Genomic DNA, 16885 nt, shown 5'->3' with positions numbered 1-16885 from the left:
AGAGTTTTTTGATTTTTTTTATTGATTTACGGGTTAAAAACATTTGTTTGATAAAGGACATGATTCAGCAGTAATTCAATAGTCTTAATTAACCTAAGCCTTTGCTCTGCAAATTTGATGCAAAGGTCATCTGAGCCGGGAAATCCATGCTTAATGAAAAACTTATAAAGGAATGTTGGCCGTGAAAGATATAATCAGCTTCCCGAAAAATCAGTTACTATCGAAAACATTTTCCTTCGCATATACATAAATGTAGCTTTAAATTAAAAGGCTGTTTTCGCATATATTGTTGCTTTCGAAAAAATCCCAAGAGCCGGATTTTTCTCCGGATGCTAGGAGTTTTTCTATAATCGGAAAAGAGCAGCTCTTTTCTTTTCATCAATACTAAATTATTCCTTCGTACTATGATTTTTTTCGGAATTAGTATTAAAGAGCAACAAAGTTTACGAAAAGAGCCAAATAAAAACAGGGAGTGTGTGCTTTGCTGCGCTATAAGGGATTGAATCAAAGACAAAACTTCATGTATGGGTATCCACCTGGAGGGTACAATCAAGGGCCTTATGGAAATAGTGGATTTCCAGGGGGTTATGGAGGGGGATACGGTCAAGGATTAGGAGGGTACCAGGGTTATCCAGGAGGCTATGGGCCTTATCAGAATCCTGGCTACGGAGGCTATGGGGCTCCGGGATTTGGCGGTTATCAAGGTTACGGAGGTCCATTTGGTGGTCCAGGATACGGTCCCGGGGGAGGACTGTCTCCTTTAGGTGCAGGTTTATTGGGACTGGGAGCAGGCTATTTGGGAGCTGAGCTGCTCGATAACAATTCAAAACGGGGGTATTATTACTAGCCCACAGTTGTTTTAAAATTAACGAAATGTCAAAAGAGGCGCATTTCCGGAACGACCCGGAGATGCGCCTGTTCTATTCAGACGGTTGCATCATTGTATCTCTCTGCCGTCCTTTTGATAAATTGGGCGTAATTTACTATCCATGAAGCCGTCAGGGCAAGTAGTGGATTTAGAATAGAGACGGTAATGATAATGCCATGCAATTGGTTGGAAGCAGTGAAGATATATCCTGCCATAGAGCTCAGCAGAATTAAAACCGATAGTGGAACTTTTGGGAATAAAAATGTAATCAGGCCGCTTAATATAAGTGTAACAGCACCAAGAATAAAAAATTGCAGTATTAATGATAAAGTAAATTCCATAATATCCCTCCCTAAGGTAGTTTCCACTACCATACCCCAAAAATATATAGGGTAATCCATTCAAGTCAGTAATAAACGGAGGGGGATACCCTCCGTTTCATACCTGTTATGCTGGTTATCCGACTTTATCCAGTACAAGAGCAAAGGTTAGCTTTGCTCTTGTATATAAAATTCTTCTGAAAGAGCAGCATTGTATAATGAAGATTTATCTTGGCAGGTCGATATTCTTGCCGTCCAGGTTATCGATCTTTCCGTCAATGGTGCCTTCAGTCAGGCTGTCGCTTGCTTGTTCATGGGTCATAGCCAGTCCTTGTGAAAGCTCATCACTTTTCTTATAGTCTGAAACATCATATGTTCTTCCTGCGAGTTCAGTGGTTGAAATCTTCCGCTGTTTGTCCATTTTGTCACCTCTTTTTTATTAGCTGTTTTCGCATATAATATTGCTCTCGGAAAGAGTTTCCTCTCTAAACGGAGGCTGCAGCTCTTTTCTTCCCTGCTTACAAGATATTTGATGTGAATCATGGGCTTATAATGCCGAAATCCATATTAAATAGCAACAAAGTTTATATGAAAAGAGCCTTTTTATTCTTCAACGTATGGTTCATGCTCGTAGGCAGGCAGATCACCAAAGGTCGTCATGGTCCCTTCCTCATCTAGAGCTTTTTCATACATTTCATGTTGTTTGTTAGGGTAGACTGTTACATTCCTGCCTTCAATGTCATTTCCGACGAAGTTTTCGAAATCCTCTGTGTACCCGATATTCTCCTCATAATCGATGTATATATCATTGTAATCATCGGGAGGGCTCATCAAAGCGGAAGGCGATTCAGACGTTCCCCATTCTGCTACGGCCTGCCAAGAGTCTTCGGCATCAAATTCAGTGGACTCATCCTTTTCATCAAGAAAGAACTTACCAAACGGGGGCATAAGGACGCCTTCTTCTATCGGACGGTTATGAGAAACAGTCTGGTCAGGGCTGTGTTCCTTGCAATACAGGGCAGTGGGAATAGCCTCCAGCCTTTCGATAGGAATATCCTTACCACATACATGGCATTTTCCATAACTGCCTTTGTCCATTGCCGCAATCGCCTTTTGTATATTTTCAAGCTCATAATCAAGATGCTGATGAAGGGCTATATCCTTTTCTCTCTCATAAAGTTCGGTTCCCTCATCCCCGGGATGATTATCGTAACTCGATAGCTCACCAACCGTTTCATGAGGATGTCCTTGATTGAGGTCAAAATTGTCGTTATCTTCCTGTCTTTTATGAATGGTCTTTTCCAGTTCTGCTAACGTTGAGCGGAAGGCAGACATTTGTTGTGTTGTCAGTGTCATTTCCTCATCCCTTCCAAGAAATTTTCTTTATTAGTATGGAGCAGTTGCTGAAAATCATGATTGTTAAATGATTCCGGATTAATTAAGAGGTGTGTATTTTGAAAGGAAGCTGGGAGAAATTCAGGGAGGATTCACATCAAATGAAGAATTAGCTCTTTTCTTGAATTTTACAGCTATATAATGCAAATTTCTAAAAATACCGCATTAATTCTGTGGGTGTATCAATGCCTTTTATATTAATTTTCGAAACAATTGCCAGAATTAAGGGGAAATAACCTGGAAAAGAGCTGCTCTGCCTGTTTAGAGTGAAAAACTGCGATTCCAGGGGGGAATCCGGTAAGTGGAGTTTTCTTGAAGCAACAATTTAAGAGAAAACAGCCTTTCTAAAAAATTGTTGCTTTTGATTGCTATTTTATCACCTCACCTTTACGTAGAAGGACTGGAGCGGAAATGCACTATTTTTAAAACAGTAACAATCTTTGCGAAAACAGCGTAAAAAAAACACAATCTTATTCGAATACAGCCTAGAACATATAGAGTCAACCGTTGATTTTCGGTCATAACTTCCGGTCATAATTCACCTTTATGTGAATATTTTAATGTTGCTGACTATTAAACCGGAGGAGAGTTAGAAATGAACAAGTTGATCGTTAAATGCTGTGTGGTTATTATTCTGGCAGGAATACTGTCTGTTATGGTGATCTATGGAAGAGATGATGTAGATGTATTGGAAAGAGACAAAGTAACCCTTGTGGAAAAGTATTTTTCACCTAGTGACTCCAGTGTTGCTGTTGGAATAAAAACAAAAAACAAATTACTGTGGAGAATAAAGATGGAGCCGAATGTGCTATGGAATTCAGCAATAAAAAATATTTTTGGTTAATTGTGACAAATATCTTGATTTTACTATAGGTGATAAAGTTATTATTACTTATAAAGAGGATAGGCTCATAAGATTGGGTAAAAAGTAGGGAGAGAATGAAAAATGAATTTGAAGAGTATACCTGTTGTAGAAACTGAGAACTATTTATTGACCGAAATGAAAGAAGGCTATGCTCCGCAGATGTTTGATTTTCTGGGTGATAAGGCAACAATGAAATATTTGACTCCACACCCTGCTCAAACTGTGAAGGAGACAGTCGAAGGAATACAACAATCGCTCAAGCAGTTCAGCATGCAAAAGGAGATACCATGGGTCATAAAGGAGAAACAGAGCGGAGAAATAATCGGTATGTTCCGGCTTCACAAGCTAAATTTCTGGCACAGTAAAACAGAGATGGGAGTGGTAATCTCCAAGCATCATCAAAAAATTGGGGTTATGACTGAACTTTTACCTGCGGTTTTATCCTTTTGTTTCAATGAACTGCGATTGAACAGAGTGGTGGGGGATATTTTCGCAGAGAATGAAGGCTCACGTAAAGTGCTGTGTGCCCATGGGTTTCGTGAGGAAGGGGTGCTGAGGCAGACAGATTTCGATGGAGATAGGTATCATGATACAGTAGTATTCTCCCTTTTGAGGTCTGAATTTAAAGGTTTAATATAAAATTATTATGTTAACACAGACTCGAAACAACCCGCTCATAATATGGAGAACGGGTTGTTTACTTATTGTAATTCGTTTGGTGGTTCGTCCATATGCCCTTTATTACTAACCTCATTAAAGATATTATCATGCGGGGAAGAAGTAGTGGCAGTATAACTCGTTGGCTTTTGGGCAGGAACGGGTTTATATGCTGAAACAGGAGCTGATGCAGCAGTAAATTTGTCATTGATCATTTGAGTAAGAAGCTCCAATTCCTGCCTCAGCTGAACGATATCTTCCTTAATGGCAGGCTGCTTAGACTGTTTTAAAATGAAGCCAAGCTGTCCATTTGGTTCCAATGTCGCATACTGCACATCTGAAATGCTGCTGACTTGAGATTGCCGCAGTTTCATTTCCAACTGATCCACTGTTAAGCGCATTTTTTTCAGCGCCTGTTTTTGCAGTGTTCCATTTTGTATGACCACTTTTGATTGTCCTGTTATGAATTTTCCTAGGGGGTCGACTTTAATCTGAACAAATTCCATAAAAACTAAAGTAAGTACTAACGTAAGCCCAACCAGCAGGGTAGCCCAAACTCCTTTCCCGACTATCGGCTGTACAAGGAGAGAACCAAGACCAATCATAATAACAACTGGAGCCAATGTCATCTGTGAGATAGACTTTCTGCCTGCCACCCGTAAAAGTAAGGTCCCCCCAAATACGATCAGAACCGCTTTCCAAAGTAAATCAACATCCATTGCCTTTTCACTTCCTTTTAATTACATATCAAGAGGATAAGTTGTTTTGAAGCCAGCAATCACGTCTTCAAAACAACTTATCGATAATTAGGTTGTGAAAAAGGAGGAGAGAATATACTTTTTAACGCGTCCTTATTCGCTCAGCTTGCAAATGCATCTCCTTGTTCTGGGTCCATCGAATTCACAAAAATAAATTCCCTGCCATGTACCAAGAAGGATTTTCCCTTTTGTGATGATGAGCGTTTGAGAGTGGCCAACGGTGCTTGTCTTTAAGTGAGCAGCCGTGTTCCCTTCTCGATGGAGATCTTTAATATGGTTCCATGGGAAAGTCTCATCCAATCTCATTAAGAAGTCAGTTTTCACATCTGGATCGGCATTTTCATTGACGGTTATTCCAGCTGTTGTGTGCATGGATTGAATAATTAGTGTCCCTTCCTGAACCCCCGTTCTGGATATCCAATCTTGAATCCTCCCAGTGATATCAACAATTTCATCCCTGCTTGCAGTCGTGATTTCGAATTCTTTTATCAATTTCATCATCCCTTTCCTGTTGTAATACCATACTTTACTATAGCTGTTTTTGATTGAAGTTAAACCTACTTATGATGCGGCTTGCAATTTATAGAAAAAAAGCAGGAGATAATAGTGCGAACAAGAATTACTAAAGATGGATTAGCATTCCATGTGATAAATTCTCAGTTAAAAGGTCTTTAGATAGAAGTTAGGATGGTGACGCCATCATTAACAGAAAACCTGGTAAGCAAGAAAGAAAAGAGCTGCTTCCTAAGTGTAAGAGAGAAAAGAAAGAGAAGCAGCTCTAACTGGTTGCGGTTATGTTAAAAAAGGGTAAGGTTAAGGTAGGGGTGAAAATGATGAACTTAGAAGAAATCCAACAAAGATTTAAAAATCGGACACCAACCATTCTGGGCAGTGGACAGTATTATCGATTTTCTGTGCTGCTGCCATTACTTGAAATCAATAATGACATTCACATTTTGTTCGAAGTGAGATCTGAGCAGTTGAGGCGGCAGCCTGGGGACATATGTTTCCCCGGTGGAAAAGTTGATGAAAGTGACGATTCAGAAAAGCAAACAGCCATCAGGGAAACTTGTGAGGAACTAGGGATCCAGGAAAGAAACTTATCAGGCATCTATCCGATGGATTATATTGTGTCATCTTTTGGAACTTTCATATTCCCTTATGTCGGAATATTGGAAGAGGAGGCCAAAATCAATCCTAATGCAGATGAAGTGGCTGAAACTTTTACGGTTCCATTGTCATTTTTTATCGATACTGAACCTAAAGTATATAAAGTAGGCTTTACAATTGAACCGGAAGAAGATTTCCCATTGGATTTAATCGCCGGAGGAGAGAACTACAACTGGCAGACAAGAAAAATCGATGAGTATTTTTATTTTTATAAAGACAAGGTCATTTGGGGATTGACAGCGAAAATATTAAAGCATTTTATTGATGAATTAAAGGAGTAGAGTAATTAACTTATTCTCACTGAAGCTTCTTTGGAAATTTAATCAACTTCCATTCGCTTTATTTATAAGATATTAGTGTAAACTGAAGCTGGTGGATAACATCATCCATAAAAATTATCAATATTTGAATATTCGAGTACATGACAATTGGAGGGAAAAGAATGTTTAATGAACAGGTAAGGGGTGTTTTGGGAAAGCTTGCTTTGATGGACGATGAAGATCCCCGGATGGAAGATTATCTTCAAAGGCTTCTGGATTTGCTCCTTCAGGATGAAGAAAAGACGATTCAGTTTTTGGAACAGGGGAGCCGCAAAGAACTTCTTCTGATCAGTGAGCTATTCCCTGAGGTAGCTTACACTTTAGGCAGCGAACATTTCCTTGAATATATCTTTAGATTGGATAAGAAGCATCCCGAGCTTGATCTGTTAAGGCATATTGAAACAGATCCCAAGTATTTGAATTAATGAGCGGGAAGGATGTTTTAGCATGAAGCAAATTATTGCACTCGGAGGCGGAGGGTTTTCAATGGAACCTGACAACTGCCTCCTTGATACATATATTTTGGAACAAGCACCAATGCAGAACCCTAACATTTGTTTTCTTCCTACAGCTAGTGGTGATTCGGAAGGATATATAGACCGCTATTATCAAAATTTTCAGAAACTCGATTGTGAGCCTACTCATCTTTCACTTTTTAAGCCCCACACCCGTAATATCAGAGAATTTCTGTTAAGGCAGGACATTATTTACGTTGGAGGAGGAAACACCAGAAATTTGATGGCACTATGGCGCGAATGGAAATTGGACATCTATTTAAAAGAGGCCTTAGCTAAGGGAGTCATACTGTCAGGGTTAAGCGCGGGTTCTATATGCTGGTTTGAAGAGGGAGTTACTGACTCCTATGGAGAAGGCTTGGAACCAATTAACGGCCTTGGATTTATAAAAGGAAGTCACTGCCCCCACTATGACGGAGAAGTTGAAAGACGCCCGTCCTATATAAAGCTAATAACACAGTCGAGATTGAAAGCAGGATACGCAGCAGATGATGGTGCAGCACTGCACTTTATCGATGGCAATCTTGTAAAAGCAGTTTCTTTACGCCCGCATGCTTCTGCCTATTTTGTAGAAGAAAGCGGGGGAGAGGCAGATCAACGAATAATTAACACAATTTATTTAGGATAAAACGGGAACTGCTTGATCAGTTCCCGAAGTTCTGTTAGTTAGTGAAAGGCTCTTTGAGTAAACTTTGTTGATATTATGATTTCCAAGAGATAACGTCATATTTCACCGGAAGTATGCTGGTAAGCTGGATTCGGGGATATCCGAAAGCTTGCGTAAACAGCCTGGTGAAAAAAGTACTTACCTTTCTTTTATCATGCAACTGCACCCTCATTTGATTTGCTCAAAGCGAGCAGGGTCGTACCATGTTTTATGAAAAGCAAGTCATCTAATCCGCGATTTATGGCGAAATCTCTACATCACCATCTTCTGTGATTGAGACAGTTGTGTAACTGTAAAAGGAATTGGCGGTTACATTTTCGCTCTCCTCTTCAGAAAGAGCATTCATGAATGCGTTATATCTAGAAATATCTTTAACGATGTGATAGAAATAGGTAGGGATGCCATTCAAGGTATCCTTCTCTTTATAAATGAACCCACCTTGAAATCGATTTTCGAACCATTCACTTGCTTCTTGATGATCTTTGAATTCAGGCATCTCATCAGCAAGTTTTTCTATATTAATGTTCATGCGGTACCTCCTTTTCAATTAGGGAAAATTTCTTCACTGATAAAATGCAGTGATGTAATGTAAAAAAGTACCGTTTCTCCTTAAAACATCATAAAAGATTCTATGTTAAAAAGACTTTATGTCTTAAGATAAATCTGATGATTTTCAGAGCTTCCTTTTACTATCAGGTCTCTTATCATTCTGGCGAGAACCATATTATATACTGTCCCATTATCACCATATCCCATTAAATAAAAATGATTCGGCCGGTTTTCATACCGACCTAACATAGGAAGGCCATCGTGAGTCCCGCCATAGAATGCACCAAGATAAAATTCGGGAGTTATCCTTATATGTGGAAAGAGTTTATTGAACTCTTTAACCAATTTATCTCGTTTGTTTAATATTTTTCCGTCTCTTTCTGCAGCTATATCGGTGTTCTCATCTAGTCCTCCTATGATTATTCGATTGTCCTTGGTGGTACGCATGTAAATGTAGGGTCTGGCGGTTTCCCAGATAAGAGTGCGGTCATGCCAGCCGCTGAAATCCTCAACTGGATTAGTCACAATGCTGTAGGAGGAGTTCATCACCGCGTTTTTCTCCTTTTTAAATTCCAGGCTTTCATATCCGCCTGCTATTATTACATATTGTGCGGAAATCGAAGAGGAATGGTTTGTGTAGTAAGCGATTTCTTTCCCTGTCACTTTTTGGCCGGTAATTTCGGTGTCTTCAAAGATTCTAGTTCCGTTAGCCTGAACCTTTTGCAGCAATCCGTGTGTGAATTTATACGGATTTAACTCTGCATCCTTTTCACCGTATATGGCAGCCAGTTTAGTGAAGGAATAATCTGCCTCAATTTGATTCTGCTCCAGGTACTTTACGGGAAAACCGTGCTTTTTGAGATAATGGAAGTCCTTTTGAAGTTTAGGAAGATCTTCCTTGCTGCTAGCATAATAAAGAGTATCTCTATATTGAAATTCTACGTCTATTTCCAGTGATTCAGCGGCTTTTTTGATATCATCCATACCCTGCCTGCATAGATTTAGATGCTGCATGGCGGTTTTTTCACCAAACGAATTGACCAGTTCGTGGACCATTTTATCCCCCATGTATTGGATAAGGGCTGTGTTAGCCGCTGTACTGCCAAGACCTGCTTTCCGTTTATCGACAACTGCCACATCAAGTCCCGATTCAGAGAGGAAGTAGGCACATTGAGCCCCGGAACTTCCTCCGCCTATGATCAATACGTCGCATTTAATATCTTCTTTAAGCGGGGGATAAGATGGAGCATTGCAGTAGGTGGAAGGCCAATAAAGCTTTCCCGATTGTAGATTCATTATTTACACATCCTAATAAGTATATTATGTATAGTATATTTTTCTCAAAAGTTCACGAATTCATGCATTTTAGAAAGGAGAGGTTGATATGAAAGATCTTTCATCCTGCAATATCCTGCCCCGGAGTTTCTACCAGACGCCTACTCTCCAATTGGCTAAAGACCTGCTCGGGTGTCTGCTTATCAAAGAGACAGAAGAAGGGCTCACTTCTGGTTATATAGTGGAAACAGAAGCTTATATGGGACCTGAAGACCGAGCAGCGCACAGCTTTAATAACAGAAGGACGAAGAGAACTGAAATCATGTATGCTGAAGCTGGCAGAGTGTATACCTATGTGATGCACACCCATTGTTTGGTGAATGTCGTGAGCGGACAGGAGGAAAAGCCCGAGGCTATTCTGATAAGAGCTGTTGAGCCGAGGGATGGGATAGACATCATGGAGAACAGAAGGCCAAAGAAAGGAAAAGAGTTGACTAATGGACCGGGGAAGCTGACAAAAGCTATGGGAATCACTATGGAAGACTACGGCGGGTATTTTCATGAGGGACCTTTATATATTGCTGAAGGGTACAGGCCAGACAGTATTGAAACGGGTACAAGAATAGGTATCGGCAATTCAGGTGAAGCGCGGGATTATCCTTATAGATACTGTATTAGAGGAAATTCATTTATTTCTAAAAATATTTAAGGATTGAAACTCCAGGATCATATCAAAGTCTATCTGAATCCTAACATACAATTAAACTAGCATCATAATGTCCAGTACGTTTCGCAGGGTAAATCACCAAGAAATATACATATTCCTGTTTGATTAAAATCCAGAAAGGGAAAAGATTGTTGAAAGCAACTTAAAGGAGGAATTCATAATGAGCAAAGAACAAGAAGAAAAAGATAACCTCTCTTTAGAACAGGAAGAAAAAAAGGAAAGCAATCAGGAAATCGATCCTCAGAAGGATCCCGATAAACCAAAACATCCGGAAGATTGATTCTATCAAGTAAGTCCAATAAAGAAACCAAGGGTAGGGCTCTCAATGAGTTCTATCCTTTTTTAGAAGATATTCCAGCATATATTGCTGCTTAAACGGTTGCTGGCTTTAAATCTCATTTTCTAAAAGTGGTCATATTGGTCCTCAACCATTAGAGTCAATGATAGAATATAGAGTATATTGTTTTTTAGAGGTGGGGCATGGAAAAAACTATTTTGCTGATGGGTCCAACACTAATGATATTCATTGGGCTGACCCTCATTGGAAATGTACCTTTAACATTTGCATTATTCTACGGATGGCTTCTCCTTGCTCCTCTCTGCTTAAGTTGGAAGAAGCAAAATCATTCACAATGGAAATTCACCATAACGTCCCGCTCATTATTATTGGGAATTGTCAGTGGAATCCTAGTGCTTGTAATCATTTTTGCCGCTGTTTCTTATTTTTTTCCTTCTTAATAGATCTTGAACTTATTCGTTCCTTATTAAGGGAGTGGAATTTCGACGGCAGGATGATTTGGCTATTGATGGCTGTTCTTATAGTGTTAAATCCTTATTTAGAGGAGAATTATTGGAGGAATTTCATTTTTGAAGAGTTGAAGGTGTCTTCTTCAGCTGGAATGGCCATCATCATTTCTTCCTTCTTCTACAGCTTGTATCATTTGCTATCCCTTATGGAGTTGTTTAATTGGCCGTTCAATGTGATAGCCGTCATTCCAATATTTTTGGCAGGGATCATTTGGGGATTTTTCAGACATAAATCCGGATCGCTCGCTGCCCCTATCCTCAGTCATGTATTAGCGGACACGGGGATCATGTTGGTTTATTTGGTGTATATTCATAATTGGCAGTGAATTTGCGGTTTAGGGGAGTACAGTAAGAAAGTTCTACTGTTAAGAAGAAAAAAGCAGGGTGCTTTTTATAAAACATCCTGCTTTTTGGTGTGAATTTACGATGGTTAAAAAAATTAAAAGGGTGGCCGCTGCTGGATCCTGGAATTTCAACCGGGAATGCAGTTGTGCTGGAAAAACCTGTATTGGTAATTTGAAACGGACCTATGTTTCCTGAACCAGGTCCAGTAGTGCTTTTGCTGCTTGAAATCGGTGACTGATATATTGGACCACCGAAAATAACTTCCCCGCCACTTATTTCTTTAATATATACACTTTTTATAAAACAAGGCATGATGCTCTGGCTCCTTTTTATACAGTTTTACCAGAAGAATGCAGCAAGTGCCAATCCTGTAATTGTTCCCAAGGCGATTCCGTATCCAAATCCAGCATAGCCATAACCCCAGCCCAGGTAGCCGTATCCCTGATTTGATCTTACAGGACGGATATATACTTTGCTGTTTGTAACTCTCGTGATTTCTCCAATATGGTTCCTCCCAAAACGATCATTGATTCTGACGACCTTCCCATGGTAGCGGCAGCATAAGTTATAATAGTTCATATTTATCTTCTCCTCTCAAATTCAGTTAGTATAATATCAATTTATTCAAAGATAGACAGGTTGCTTGTACATTCACCTATTTCCTCTGCTATTCATTAAATGATTAGAGAAAGGGATAGCGGGCGGAGGCTGGACTATGTATAAAAGTCAGTGACTTTACGAAATTATTGGGAAAGAGGAGTTGGAGAAATGGGCAATTATCTTGATTTCTTGGCTTTATATGGAATTGGAGGAGCACATCCTGGAGGGATTTTGCTAACAAAAGAACTATTGTACCGAGAAACTATATCAGACAGCATGTCAGTACTGGATATCGGCTGTGGAACAGGGCAGACAGCAGCTTTCATAAAAGAAATGTTCGGAAGCAGAGTGGTGGGTTTGGAAAATCACCCGGTCATGCTGGAAAAAGCCCGCAAGAGAATGCAAGCTGAAGGCTTTAATGTCGAGCTCATTGAAGGATCTGCAGAGAGTATGCCCTTTGATGACCAAGAGTTTGATTTCATAATCAGTGAATCAGTATTATCATTTGTAGACAAGAAAGCCGTCCTCTCGGAAGCTCATAGAGTGTTAAAATCAGGAGGTGTCCTCATTGCAGTCGAGATGACAGCTGAGGGAGAAATCGCAAATGAAAATAAGGATGAGGTAAACAATTTCTACGGTGTACAGTATCTTCTCAAGGAGGAAGAATGGAGAAAATGTACAGAGGAAGCGGGATTCAGCATGGTTGAGATTGAAAGCCCTGACTTTCCGCTGCTATCTCCTGAACCCGTTATAGAATTTAATTTATCTGAAGTTATTCCAGAGGAAATCCATGAAATGCTGGACCGACATGAAGAATATTTAGCGAAATACAAAGACTTGCTTGGAGTGCGGATCATCCGCTGTATAAAATGAAGGAAGCCCAAGATGACTTGGGCTTTTGGGTGTTTTATTATTTTAATGCGTGAAAAGGGACTGTCCCTCTTAGGGAATTAAAGTGGTAATGGATCTAGACTTTTACCCGGGGAGCAGTAGGGTCGCATTCCGGCAGCTGGGTTCCTGCTGATTCGTAAAGTTTGATTAGGTAGTAACATTCTTCCCGCCCCATATGGTCAGCCATTAATGCAGAAAATGAACCAAGCAGCTTATTGTTCATCTCCCACTCCTCTAACTCATCTAGAAAGCCTTTGAAAATTTTCATTTCAAGTTCCACATCTTCATTGAACTTCTTTAGGGCAGGGAACTCGACAAGGCCAGTTCTCATATAACCTGCAAGTTCGATGGCTTTTAAATAAAATGCTTCAAATTCTTTTTGAAAAGCGGTACTTTGGTGTTTCAATTTTTTCTCACTAAGGTCGAGATTATCGTTTATTGCGCCTGCATGTCCTGCAGCATCGGACAGCCAGAGCAAATGATGATGAACAGGGTGAAAATCAGGGACCTCCTGGTTTTTAATGAGACCATCAAGGATTTTAATATATTCCTCCAATTCATTGACCATATGATTTATGAAGGTTTCGCCGAGTCCGATGATCACCTTCCCGGTTAATTTCTTTTTATAAGCGAAAGTTTGAATGTTCTTAACTTCTCCGTCTGTTTTGCAGCCATTGCTGTCAGATCTTCCAGCTTTTGCCCCGATAGAGGCTGCCTTGACATTTCAAGAAGCTGATCCATGATGCCGATAAATTGTTCCGCTTTTTCGATCTCCTCTTTCTCGACTGGTGACAATGTATCTCTAATGAATCGGGCGTGGTCACCAAGTATTTGAAGCCAAAAGCAATGTTCATAAAGGGCTTTTTCCTCAAAACCATTTCTACTCATACATAATGACACTCCTTTATATTTTCTCGAAAGACCCTTCCATAATGACGGTAATTGTTTCTCCGTTACCATTACACTTCGGAGCAGGGAAGAAAAAAATCAGACCTGTCTGAATCATATCGGTTAAATATATGAGAGCAAGTGAGCAAAAATTAGTAAAAGTTGTTTCTCAATCAGCGTGTATAATTTCATTCTGTTCGTAAAAAGTGATAAAGTGTGAGTATTAAATATTCAAGTAGTGAATAGAGAGGGGTTTAAAATGATTCGATTTGGAGTTGTTGGTACCAATTGGATAACTGATCGATTTCTGGATGCTGCAGGAAAAGTGGAGGGCTTTGAACTGACAGCGGTCTTTTCCAGGACAGCGGAACGAGCTGGTGAATTTGCAGGGAAACACGGAGTGAAGAAAACGTTCACTGACTTGGAGGAGATGGCAAAGAGCGACACCATCGATGCCGTTTACATAGCAAGTCCCAATATTCTGCACGCTGAACAATCCATTCTCTTTATGAATAATGGAAAACACGTCTTATGTGAAAAGCCTGCTGCCAGTAATACCAAAGAACTTCTGACCATGATTCAGGCAGCCAAGGAAAATGACGTTTTGTTGATGGAGGCATTAAAAACGACCTTCATCCCAGGTTTTCAGGCAATCAAAGACAACCTTCCCAAGATTGGCAAGGTAAGAAGATTTGTGTCTGTTAAAAATCAATATTCCTCCAGGTACGATGCATATAGGGAGGGAACGGTCCTTAATGCTTTCAAACCTCAACTGGCGAATGGTTCGTTGATGGATATCGGCGTTTACTGCATTGTTCCAATAGTTGCCTTATTTGGAGTGCCTGACAGTATTTTTGCCCAGGGGATGTTACTGGAGACAGGTGCAGATGGTGAAGGAACCATTCTTTTTAAATATGAAGATATGGAAGCAGTGGCGATGTACTCTAAGATTACAAATTCCAACATCCCTTCAGAAATTCAAGGAGAGGATGGCAGCATTATCATTGACAGTATTTCTGATCCTCAAAAGGTAGAATTACATTACAGAGATGGTTCAATTGAAGATATCAGTACTGCTCAAGAGGAAAATACCATGTTTTACGAAATCAGTGAGTTTGTCGACCTGGTTAAGAAAGGTGAAAAAGAATCAGCCATACAATCCTTCAGGCAATCTTTAGAAACTATGGAAATTCTGGAAGAGGCAAGAAGGCAGATCGGTATTAGGTTTCCCAGTGATGATTCTTAATGAAAGTAATTGCGAGCCACCCTTATTATGTTGTCTCCAGGAAGATAGAAAGTAATATCCAGGCATCACATGAATCAGAACATGAATTATTACTATATGGCGAATTTATAGAATGCTCATTGAAATCTTTTTGGATAAAAGATGTCTATGATATTTCCTACAAGTCATTAAATGAAGGAAGAGGGTTTCTTTATTTACATACTCATCAGGGTGTTCACACTTTTTATGTAAAACAAGATCCAGCTTTTTTTATACGGGAATATAAAAAGCTTCAGTAGCTATTCCACTTGGCTATTTACGTAAACCTAGTTGCTTTGTAATAGAACCTTAAAAAAATGACACTATTATTCATCGGCTATATCCTGACAAATAGAAAAGAACCGGTCTCCTCGTTCAAAGAGAAAAACATTGGTATCTAAGGGGAAACCGGCTCCTGGAATCTTTTCGGAAGCAGAATTATATTCAAAAACAGCTTTGCATTTAAACTACAGCATTGTGCGGTGAAGGGTCCTTCTTAAAGAGGACTCTTTCTTTGTATACAGAATATTTAGAAGAGTTTAGTTCGACACCAAATTCTGCCTCCTTTAATACATCTGTGAACCTAGTATTACGAGTCTGTTAAATTCGAATGCAATACGCTTAGAATATAAGAGTTCCGGCAATAGACAGAGGAAATAAAAAACGGGGGTTTAGTAAATGTTTACACTAGGTGATATGTGGACCTTTTTTCTTGCATTCTTCTTAACATTGCCTTTGGTGACATTGGTTCATGAGGCAGGGCATGTTCTGGCAGCAAGAGCATTTGGTGCAAAAATAAATTTTACGCTGGGTGCGGGTAAAACTTTATTCAAGGTCGGTCCATTAGAAGTGAAAAGATTATACTTTATGGATGGCTGGTGTCAATATGAAAGTCTAAAATACGATAAAATATGGGTTCATATATTCATCTACTTAGCCGGCAGTCTTGCGAACCTTGCAGTAATCCTGGTGGTCAACTTTCTGATCTATCAAGGAACACTGCCTGTCCATATTTTCTTTTATCAGTTCGTCTATTTTTCAGTATATTTCATCTTTTTCTCTCTGTTTCCTTTTAAGACAGGAGAAGGGCAGCCAAGTGACGGGCTGGCTATTTACGAAGTGATAAAGTATGGGAAAAAAGCTGATCCTATAGACTGATGATAATTTTAGAATACCATCCAATAAAGGCTGAAAAAACCTTCTAGCCACATATGTACCATGAACTTTAGAATGAGACTGCTAGTTTATGAATTTGATATTAAGGGAAAACCATTACTATAAGAAATCATAGGGAGGTTACGGCATGAAGCGTATCATTAGATCTCTTATAAAGTGGGGACCAATTGTTTATCCAATCTACAAAAAGTATAGAAATAAACGAAGAAGTTCAAAATCCTATTGATAAAAGTCATAGTATACAAAAAATACCCTTCTCGATAAAAATTTTGAGGAGGGTATTTTTTTAGGATAATATCCTTTTGGGAGGTGAAACTGCAGCAGGGTTTCCACTGCTGCAGTTGATTTAAAATCTTCACTTCAATCTGGAAAGCTCCTTAAGCTGTGAAATTTGATTTCTTTAATCGGCTGTCCAGCATCAGATTTCCGAATGGAACAAAGGCGACCAGGACTGAGCCAAAAATCCACTTGAATGCCCAGCGCACTTTGATTGTCGTATAACCAATAACCAATAAATAGAGAATGAAAAAGAAGCCATGTAAGGCACCGGCAACTGAAACAGCTTCAGGGATGTCTGCTATGTATTTAAGCGGCATTGCAATGAATAACAGAATCAGTAGAGATGCACCTTCAATAAATCCCATAACTCTAAATCGTCCAATATCAGTTTTTAACATAATTGTCCTCCAATATATATACTTGTTTTATTATTATAGTATATTCAGCAAGGATAAATCACTTCTTGCTAAATATTTCATTAAATATTCACTTTGTGCCACTGATCATATTAATTTGATGTGTGGCACTACCCTTTTGAGAAATGGTGAA

General features: G+C 39.4%; 24 protein-coding genes and 1 pseudogene. 14 read left to right on the top strand and 11 right to left on the bottom strand.

Annotated elements, in window-relative coordinates; all coding sequences use genetic code 11:
- Positions 1-499 precede the first annotated feature (499 nt).
- Complete coding sequence (locus B9Z54_RS11720; RefSeq protein WP_205207706.1) at positions 500-847, top strand: hypothetical protein; 348 nt, start codon at positions 500-502, stop codon at positions 845-847.
- A 77-nt stretch (positions 848-924) separates the two neighbouring features.
- Here B9Z54_RS11720 and B9Z54_RS11715 read toward each other — a convergent pair whose 3' ends face one another.
- The 3 genes from B9Z54_RS11715 to B9Z54_RS11705 form a co-directional block, all read right to left on the bottom strand.
- Entirely contained in the window at positions 925-1209 is a 285-nt protein-coding gene (locus B9Z54_RS11715; RefSeq protein ID WP_113928583.1) for a hypothetical protein, read from the bottom strand.
- 205 nt (positions 1210-1414) lie between these two features.
- Entirely contained in the window at positions 1415-1609 is a 195-nt protein-coding gene (locus B9Z54_RS11710) for a YozQ family protein (RefSeq protein WP_113928582.1), read from the bottom strand.
- 182 nt (positions 1610-1791) lie between these two features.
- Positions 1792-2544 carry a TraR/DksA C4-type zinc finger protein gene (locus tag B9Z54_RS11705; protein WP_113928581.1) on the bottom strand — a complete coding sequence of 251 codons (753 nt, stop codon included), beginning with the start codon at positions 2542-2544 and terminating at the stop codon, positions 1792-1794.
- 634 nt (positions 2545-3178) lie between these two features.
- On the opposite strand from B9Z54_RS11705, the gene B9Z54_RS11700 reads away from it, so the two are divergent.
- Together B9Z54_RS11700 and B9Z54_RS11695 are read left to right on the top strand one after the other, a co-directional pair.
- A complete protein-coding gene (locus B9Z54_RS11700) occupies positions 3179-3427 on the top strand; it encodes a hypothetical protein (RefSeq protein WP_113928580.1) in 249 nt (82 codons plus the stop codon).
- A 102-nt stretch (positions 3428-3529) separates the two neighbouring features.
- On the top strand, positions 3530-4087 hold the full coding sequence (locus tag B9Z54_RS11695) for a GNAT family N-acetyltransferase (RefSeq protein WP_113928579.1): 558 nt from the start codon (positions 3530-3532) through the stop codon (positions 4085-4087).
- A 62-nt stretch (positions 4088-4149) separates the two neighbouring features.
- Here the strand turns inward: B9Z54_RS11695 and B9Z54_RS11690 are convergent, their stop codons facing one another.
- Positions 4150-4824, bottom strand: coding sequence for a DUF421 domain-containing protein (locus tag B9Z54_RS11690; protein ID WP_113928578.1), 675 nt, complete (start codon positions 4822-4824; stop codon positions 4150-4152).
- A 132-nt stretch (positions 4825-4956) separates the two neighbouring features.
- Positions 4957-5355, bottom strand: a complete 399-nt coding sequence (locus B9Z54_RS11685) for a secondary thiamine-phosphate synthase enzyme YjbQ (protein ID WP_113928604.1) — start codon at positions 5353-5355, stop codon at positions 4957-4959.
- A 341-nt stretch (positions 5356-5696) separates the two neighbouring features.
- Between B9Z54_RS11685 and B9Z54_RS11680 the strand changes: the two genes are divergently transcribed.
- From B9Z54_RS11680 to B9Z54_RS11670, 3 genes are all read left to right on the top strand, one after another.
- A complete protein-coding gene (locus tag B9Z54_RS11680) occupies positions 5697-6314 on the top strand; it encodes an NUDIX hydrolase (RefSeq protein ID WP_113928577.1) in 618 nt (205 codons plus the stop codon).
- Between the two features lie 161 nt (positions 6315-6475).
- Entirely contained in the window at positions 6476-6778 is a 303-nt protein-coding gene (locus B9Z54_RS11675) for a hypothetical protein (RefSeq protein ID WP_113928576.1), read from the top strand.
- Between the two features lie 22 nt (positions 6779-6800).
- Positions 6801-7496, top strand: a complete 696-nt coding sequence (locus B9Z54_RS11670; protein WP_113928575.1) for a Type 1 glutamine amidotransferase-like domain-containing protein — start codon at positions 6801-6803, stop codon at positions 7494-7496.
- A gap of 277 nt (positions 7497-7773) precedes the next feature.
- Here B9Z54_RS11670 and B9Z54_RS24835 read toward each other — a convergent pair whose 3' ends face one another.
- The gene (locus B9Z54_RS24835; protein ID WP_162785187.1) at positions 7774-8064 is read right to left on the bottom strand and encodes a hypothetical protein; all 291 of its coding nucleotides are present in this window, start codon (positions 8062-8064) and stop codon (positions 7774-7776) included.
- 116 nt (positions 8065-8180) lie between these two features.
- Entirely contained in the window at positions 8181-9380 is a 1200-nt protein-coding gene (locus tag B9Z54_RS11660) for an NAD(P)/FAD-dependent oxidoreductase (protein ID WP_113928574.1), read from the bottom strand.
- 88 nt (positions 9381-9468) lie between these two features.
- Here B9Z54_RS11660 and B9Z54_RS11655 point away from each other — a divergent pair, with 88 nt between their 5' ends.
- The 4 genes from B9Z54_RS11655 to B9Z54_RS24825 all read left to right on the top strand — a co-directional run bounded on the left by B9Z54_RS11655 (position 9469) and on the right by B9Z54_RS24825 (position 11219).
- Positions 9469-10068: a DNA-3-methyladenine glycosylase gene (locus B9Z54_RS11655; RefSeq protein WP_113928573.1), complete on the top strand. Its 600-nt coding sequence runs from the start codon at positions 9469-9471 to the stop codon at positions 10066-10068.
- Between the two features lie 178 nt (positions 10069-10246).
- On the top strand, positions 10247-10366 hold the full coding sequence (locus tag B9Z54_RS11650) for a 3-methyladenine DNA glycosylase (RefSeq protein WP_113928572.1): 120 nt from the start codon (positions 10247-10249) through the stop codon (positions 10364-10366).
- Between the two features lie 200 nt (positions 10367-10566).
- Positions 10567-10824 carry a hypothetical protein gene (locus tag B9Z54_RS24830; RefSeq protein WP_162785186.1) on the top strand — a complete coding sequence of 86 codons (258 nt, stop codon included), beginning with the start codon at positions 10567-10569 and terminating at the stop codon, positions 10822-10824.
- A gap of 53 nt (positions 10825-10877) precedes the next feature.
- Positions 10878-11219, top strand: a complete 342-nt coding sequence (locus B9Z54_RS24825) for a CPBP family intramembrane glutamic endopeptidase (protein WP_162785185.1) — start codon at positions 10878-10880, stop codon at positions 11217-11219.
- Here B9Z54_RS24825 and B9Z54_RS11640 read toward each other — a convergent pair.
- Positions 11179-11550, bottom strand: a complete 372-nt coding sequence (locus tag B9Z54_RS11640) for a spore germination protein (RefSeq protein WP_113928570.1) — start codon at positions 11548-11550, stop codon at positions 11179-11181. The two genes, B9Z54_RS24825 and B9Z54_RS11640, sit on opposite strands and share 41 nt — an antisense overlap.
- 27 nt (positions 11551-11577) lie before the next feature.
- Positions 11578-11817 carry a hypothetical protein gene (locus B9Z54_RS11635; RefSeq protein ID WP_113928569.1) on the bottom strand — a complete coding sequence of 80 codons (240 nt, stop codon included), beginning with the start codon at positions 11815-11817 and terminating at the stop codon, positions 11578-11580.
- Positions 11818-12006: 189 nt separating this feature from the next.
- Between B9Z54_RS11635 and B9Z54_RS11630 the strand changes: the two genes are divergently transcribed.
- A complete protein-coding gene (locus B9Z54_RS11630) occupies positions 12007-12711 on the top strand; it encodes a class I SAM-dependent methyltransferase (RefSeq protein ID WP_113928568.1) in 705 nt (234 codons plus the stop codon).
- Positions 12712-12805: 94 nt separating this feature from the next.
- Here B9Z54_RS11630 and B9Z54_RS11625 read toward each other — a convergent pair.
- A pseudogene (locus B9Z54_RS11625) lies at positions 12806-13617 on the bottom strand (DUF2935 domain-containing protein).
- Positions 13618-13876: 259 nt separating this feature from the next.
- On the opposite strand from B9Z54_RS11625, the gene B9Z54_RS11620 reads away from it, so the two are divergent.
- From B9Z54_RS11620 to B9Z54_RS11610, 3 genes are all read left to right on the top strand, one after another.
- Positions 13877-14863 carry a Gfo/Idh/MocA family protein gene (locus B9Z54_RS11620; RefSeq protein WP_113928567.1) on the top strand — a complete coding sequence of 329 codons (987 nt, stop codon included), beginning with the start codon at positions 13877-13879 and terminating at the stop codon, positions 14861-14863.
- Positions 14863-15141, top strand: a complete 279-nt coding sequence (locus B9Z54_RS11615; RefSeq protein ID WP_113928566.1) for a hypothetical protein — start codon at positions 14863-14865, stop codon at positions 15139-15141. The genes B9Z54_RS11620 and B9Z54_RS11615 overlap by 1 nt, the downstream gene beginning before the upstream one ends.
- A 418-nt stretch (positions 15142-15559) precedes the next feature.
- Positions 15560-16039 carry a site-2 protease family protein gene (locus B9Z54_RS11610; protein WP_113928565.1) on the top strand — a complete coding sequence of 160 codons (480 nt, stop codon included), beginning with the start codon at positions 15560-15562 and terminating at the stop codon, positions 16037-16039.
- A gap of 395 nt (positions 16040-16434) precedes the next feature.
- Here the strand turns inward: B9Z54_RS11610 and B9Z54_RS11605 are convergent, their stop codons facing one another.
- Positions 16435-16734: a DUF3817 domain-containing protein gene (locus tag B9Z54_RS11605; RefSeq protein WP_113928564.1), complete on the bottom strand. Its 300-nt coding sequence runs from the start codon at positions 16732-16734 to the stop codon at positions 16435-16437.
- Positions 16735-16885: the final 151 nt, after the last annotated feature.

The organism is Bacillus sp. P14.5, from assembly GCF_003316765.1.
GTDB lineage: Bacteria > Bacillota > Bacilli > Bacillales > Bacillaceae_B > Rossellomorea.
The sequence above is the reverse complement of the archived record's forward strand: the minus strand, read 5'-3'. Positions and strand labels throughout refer to the sequence as shown.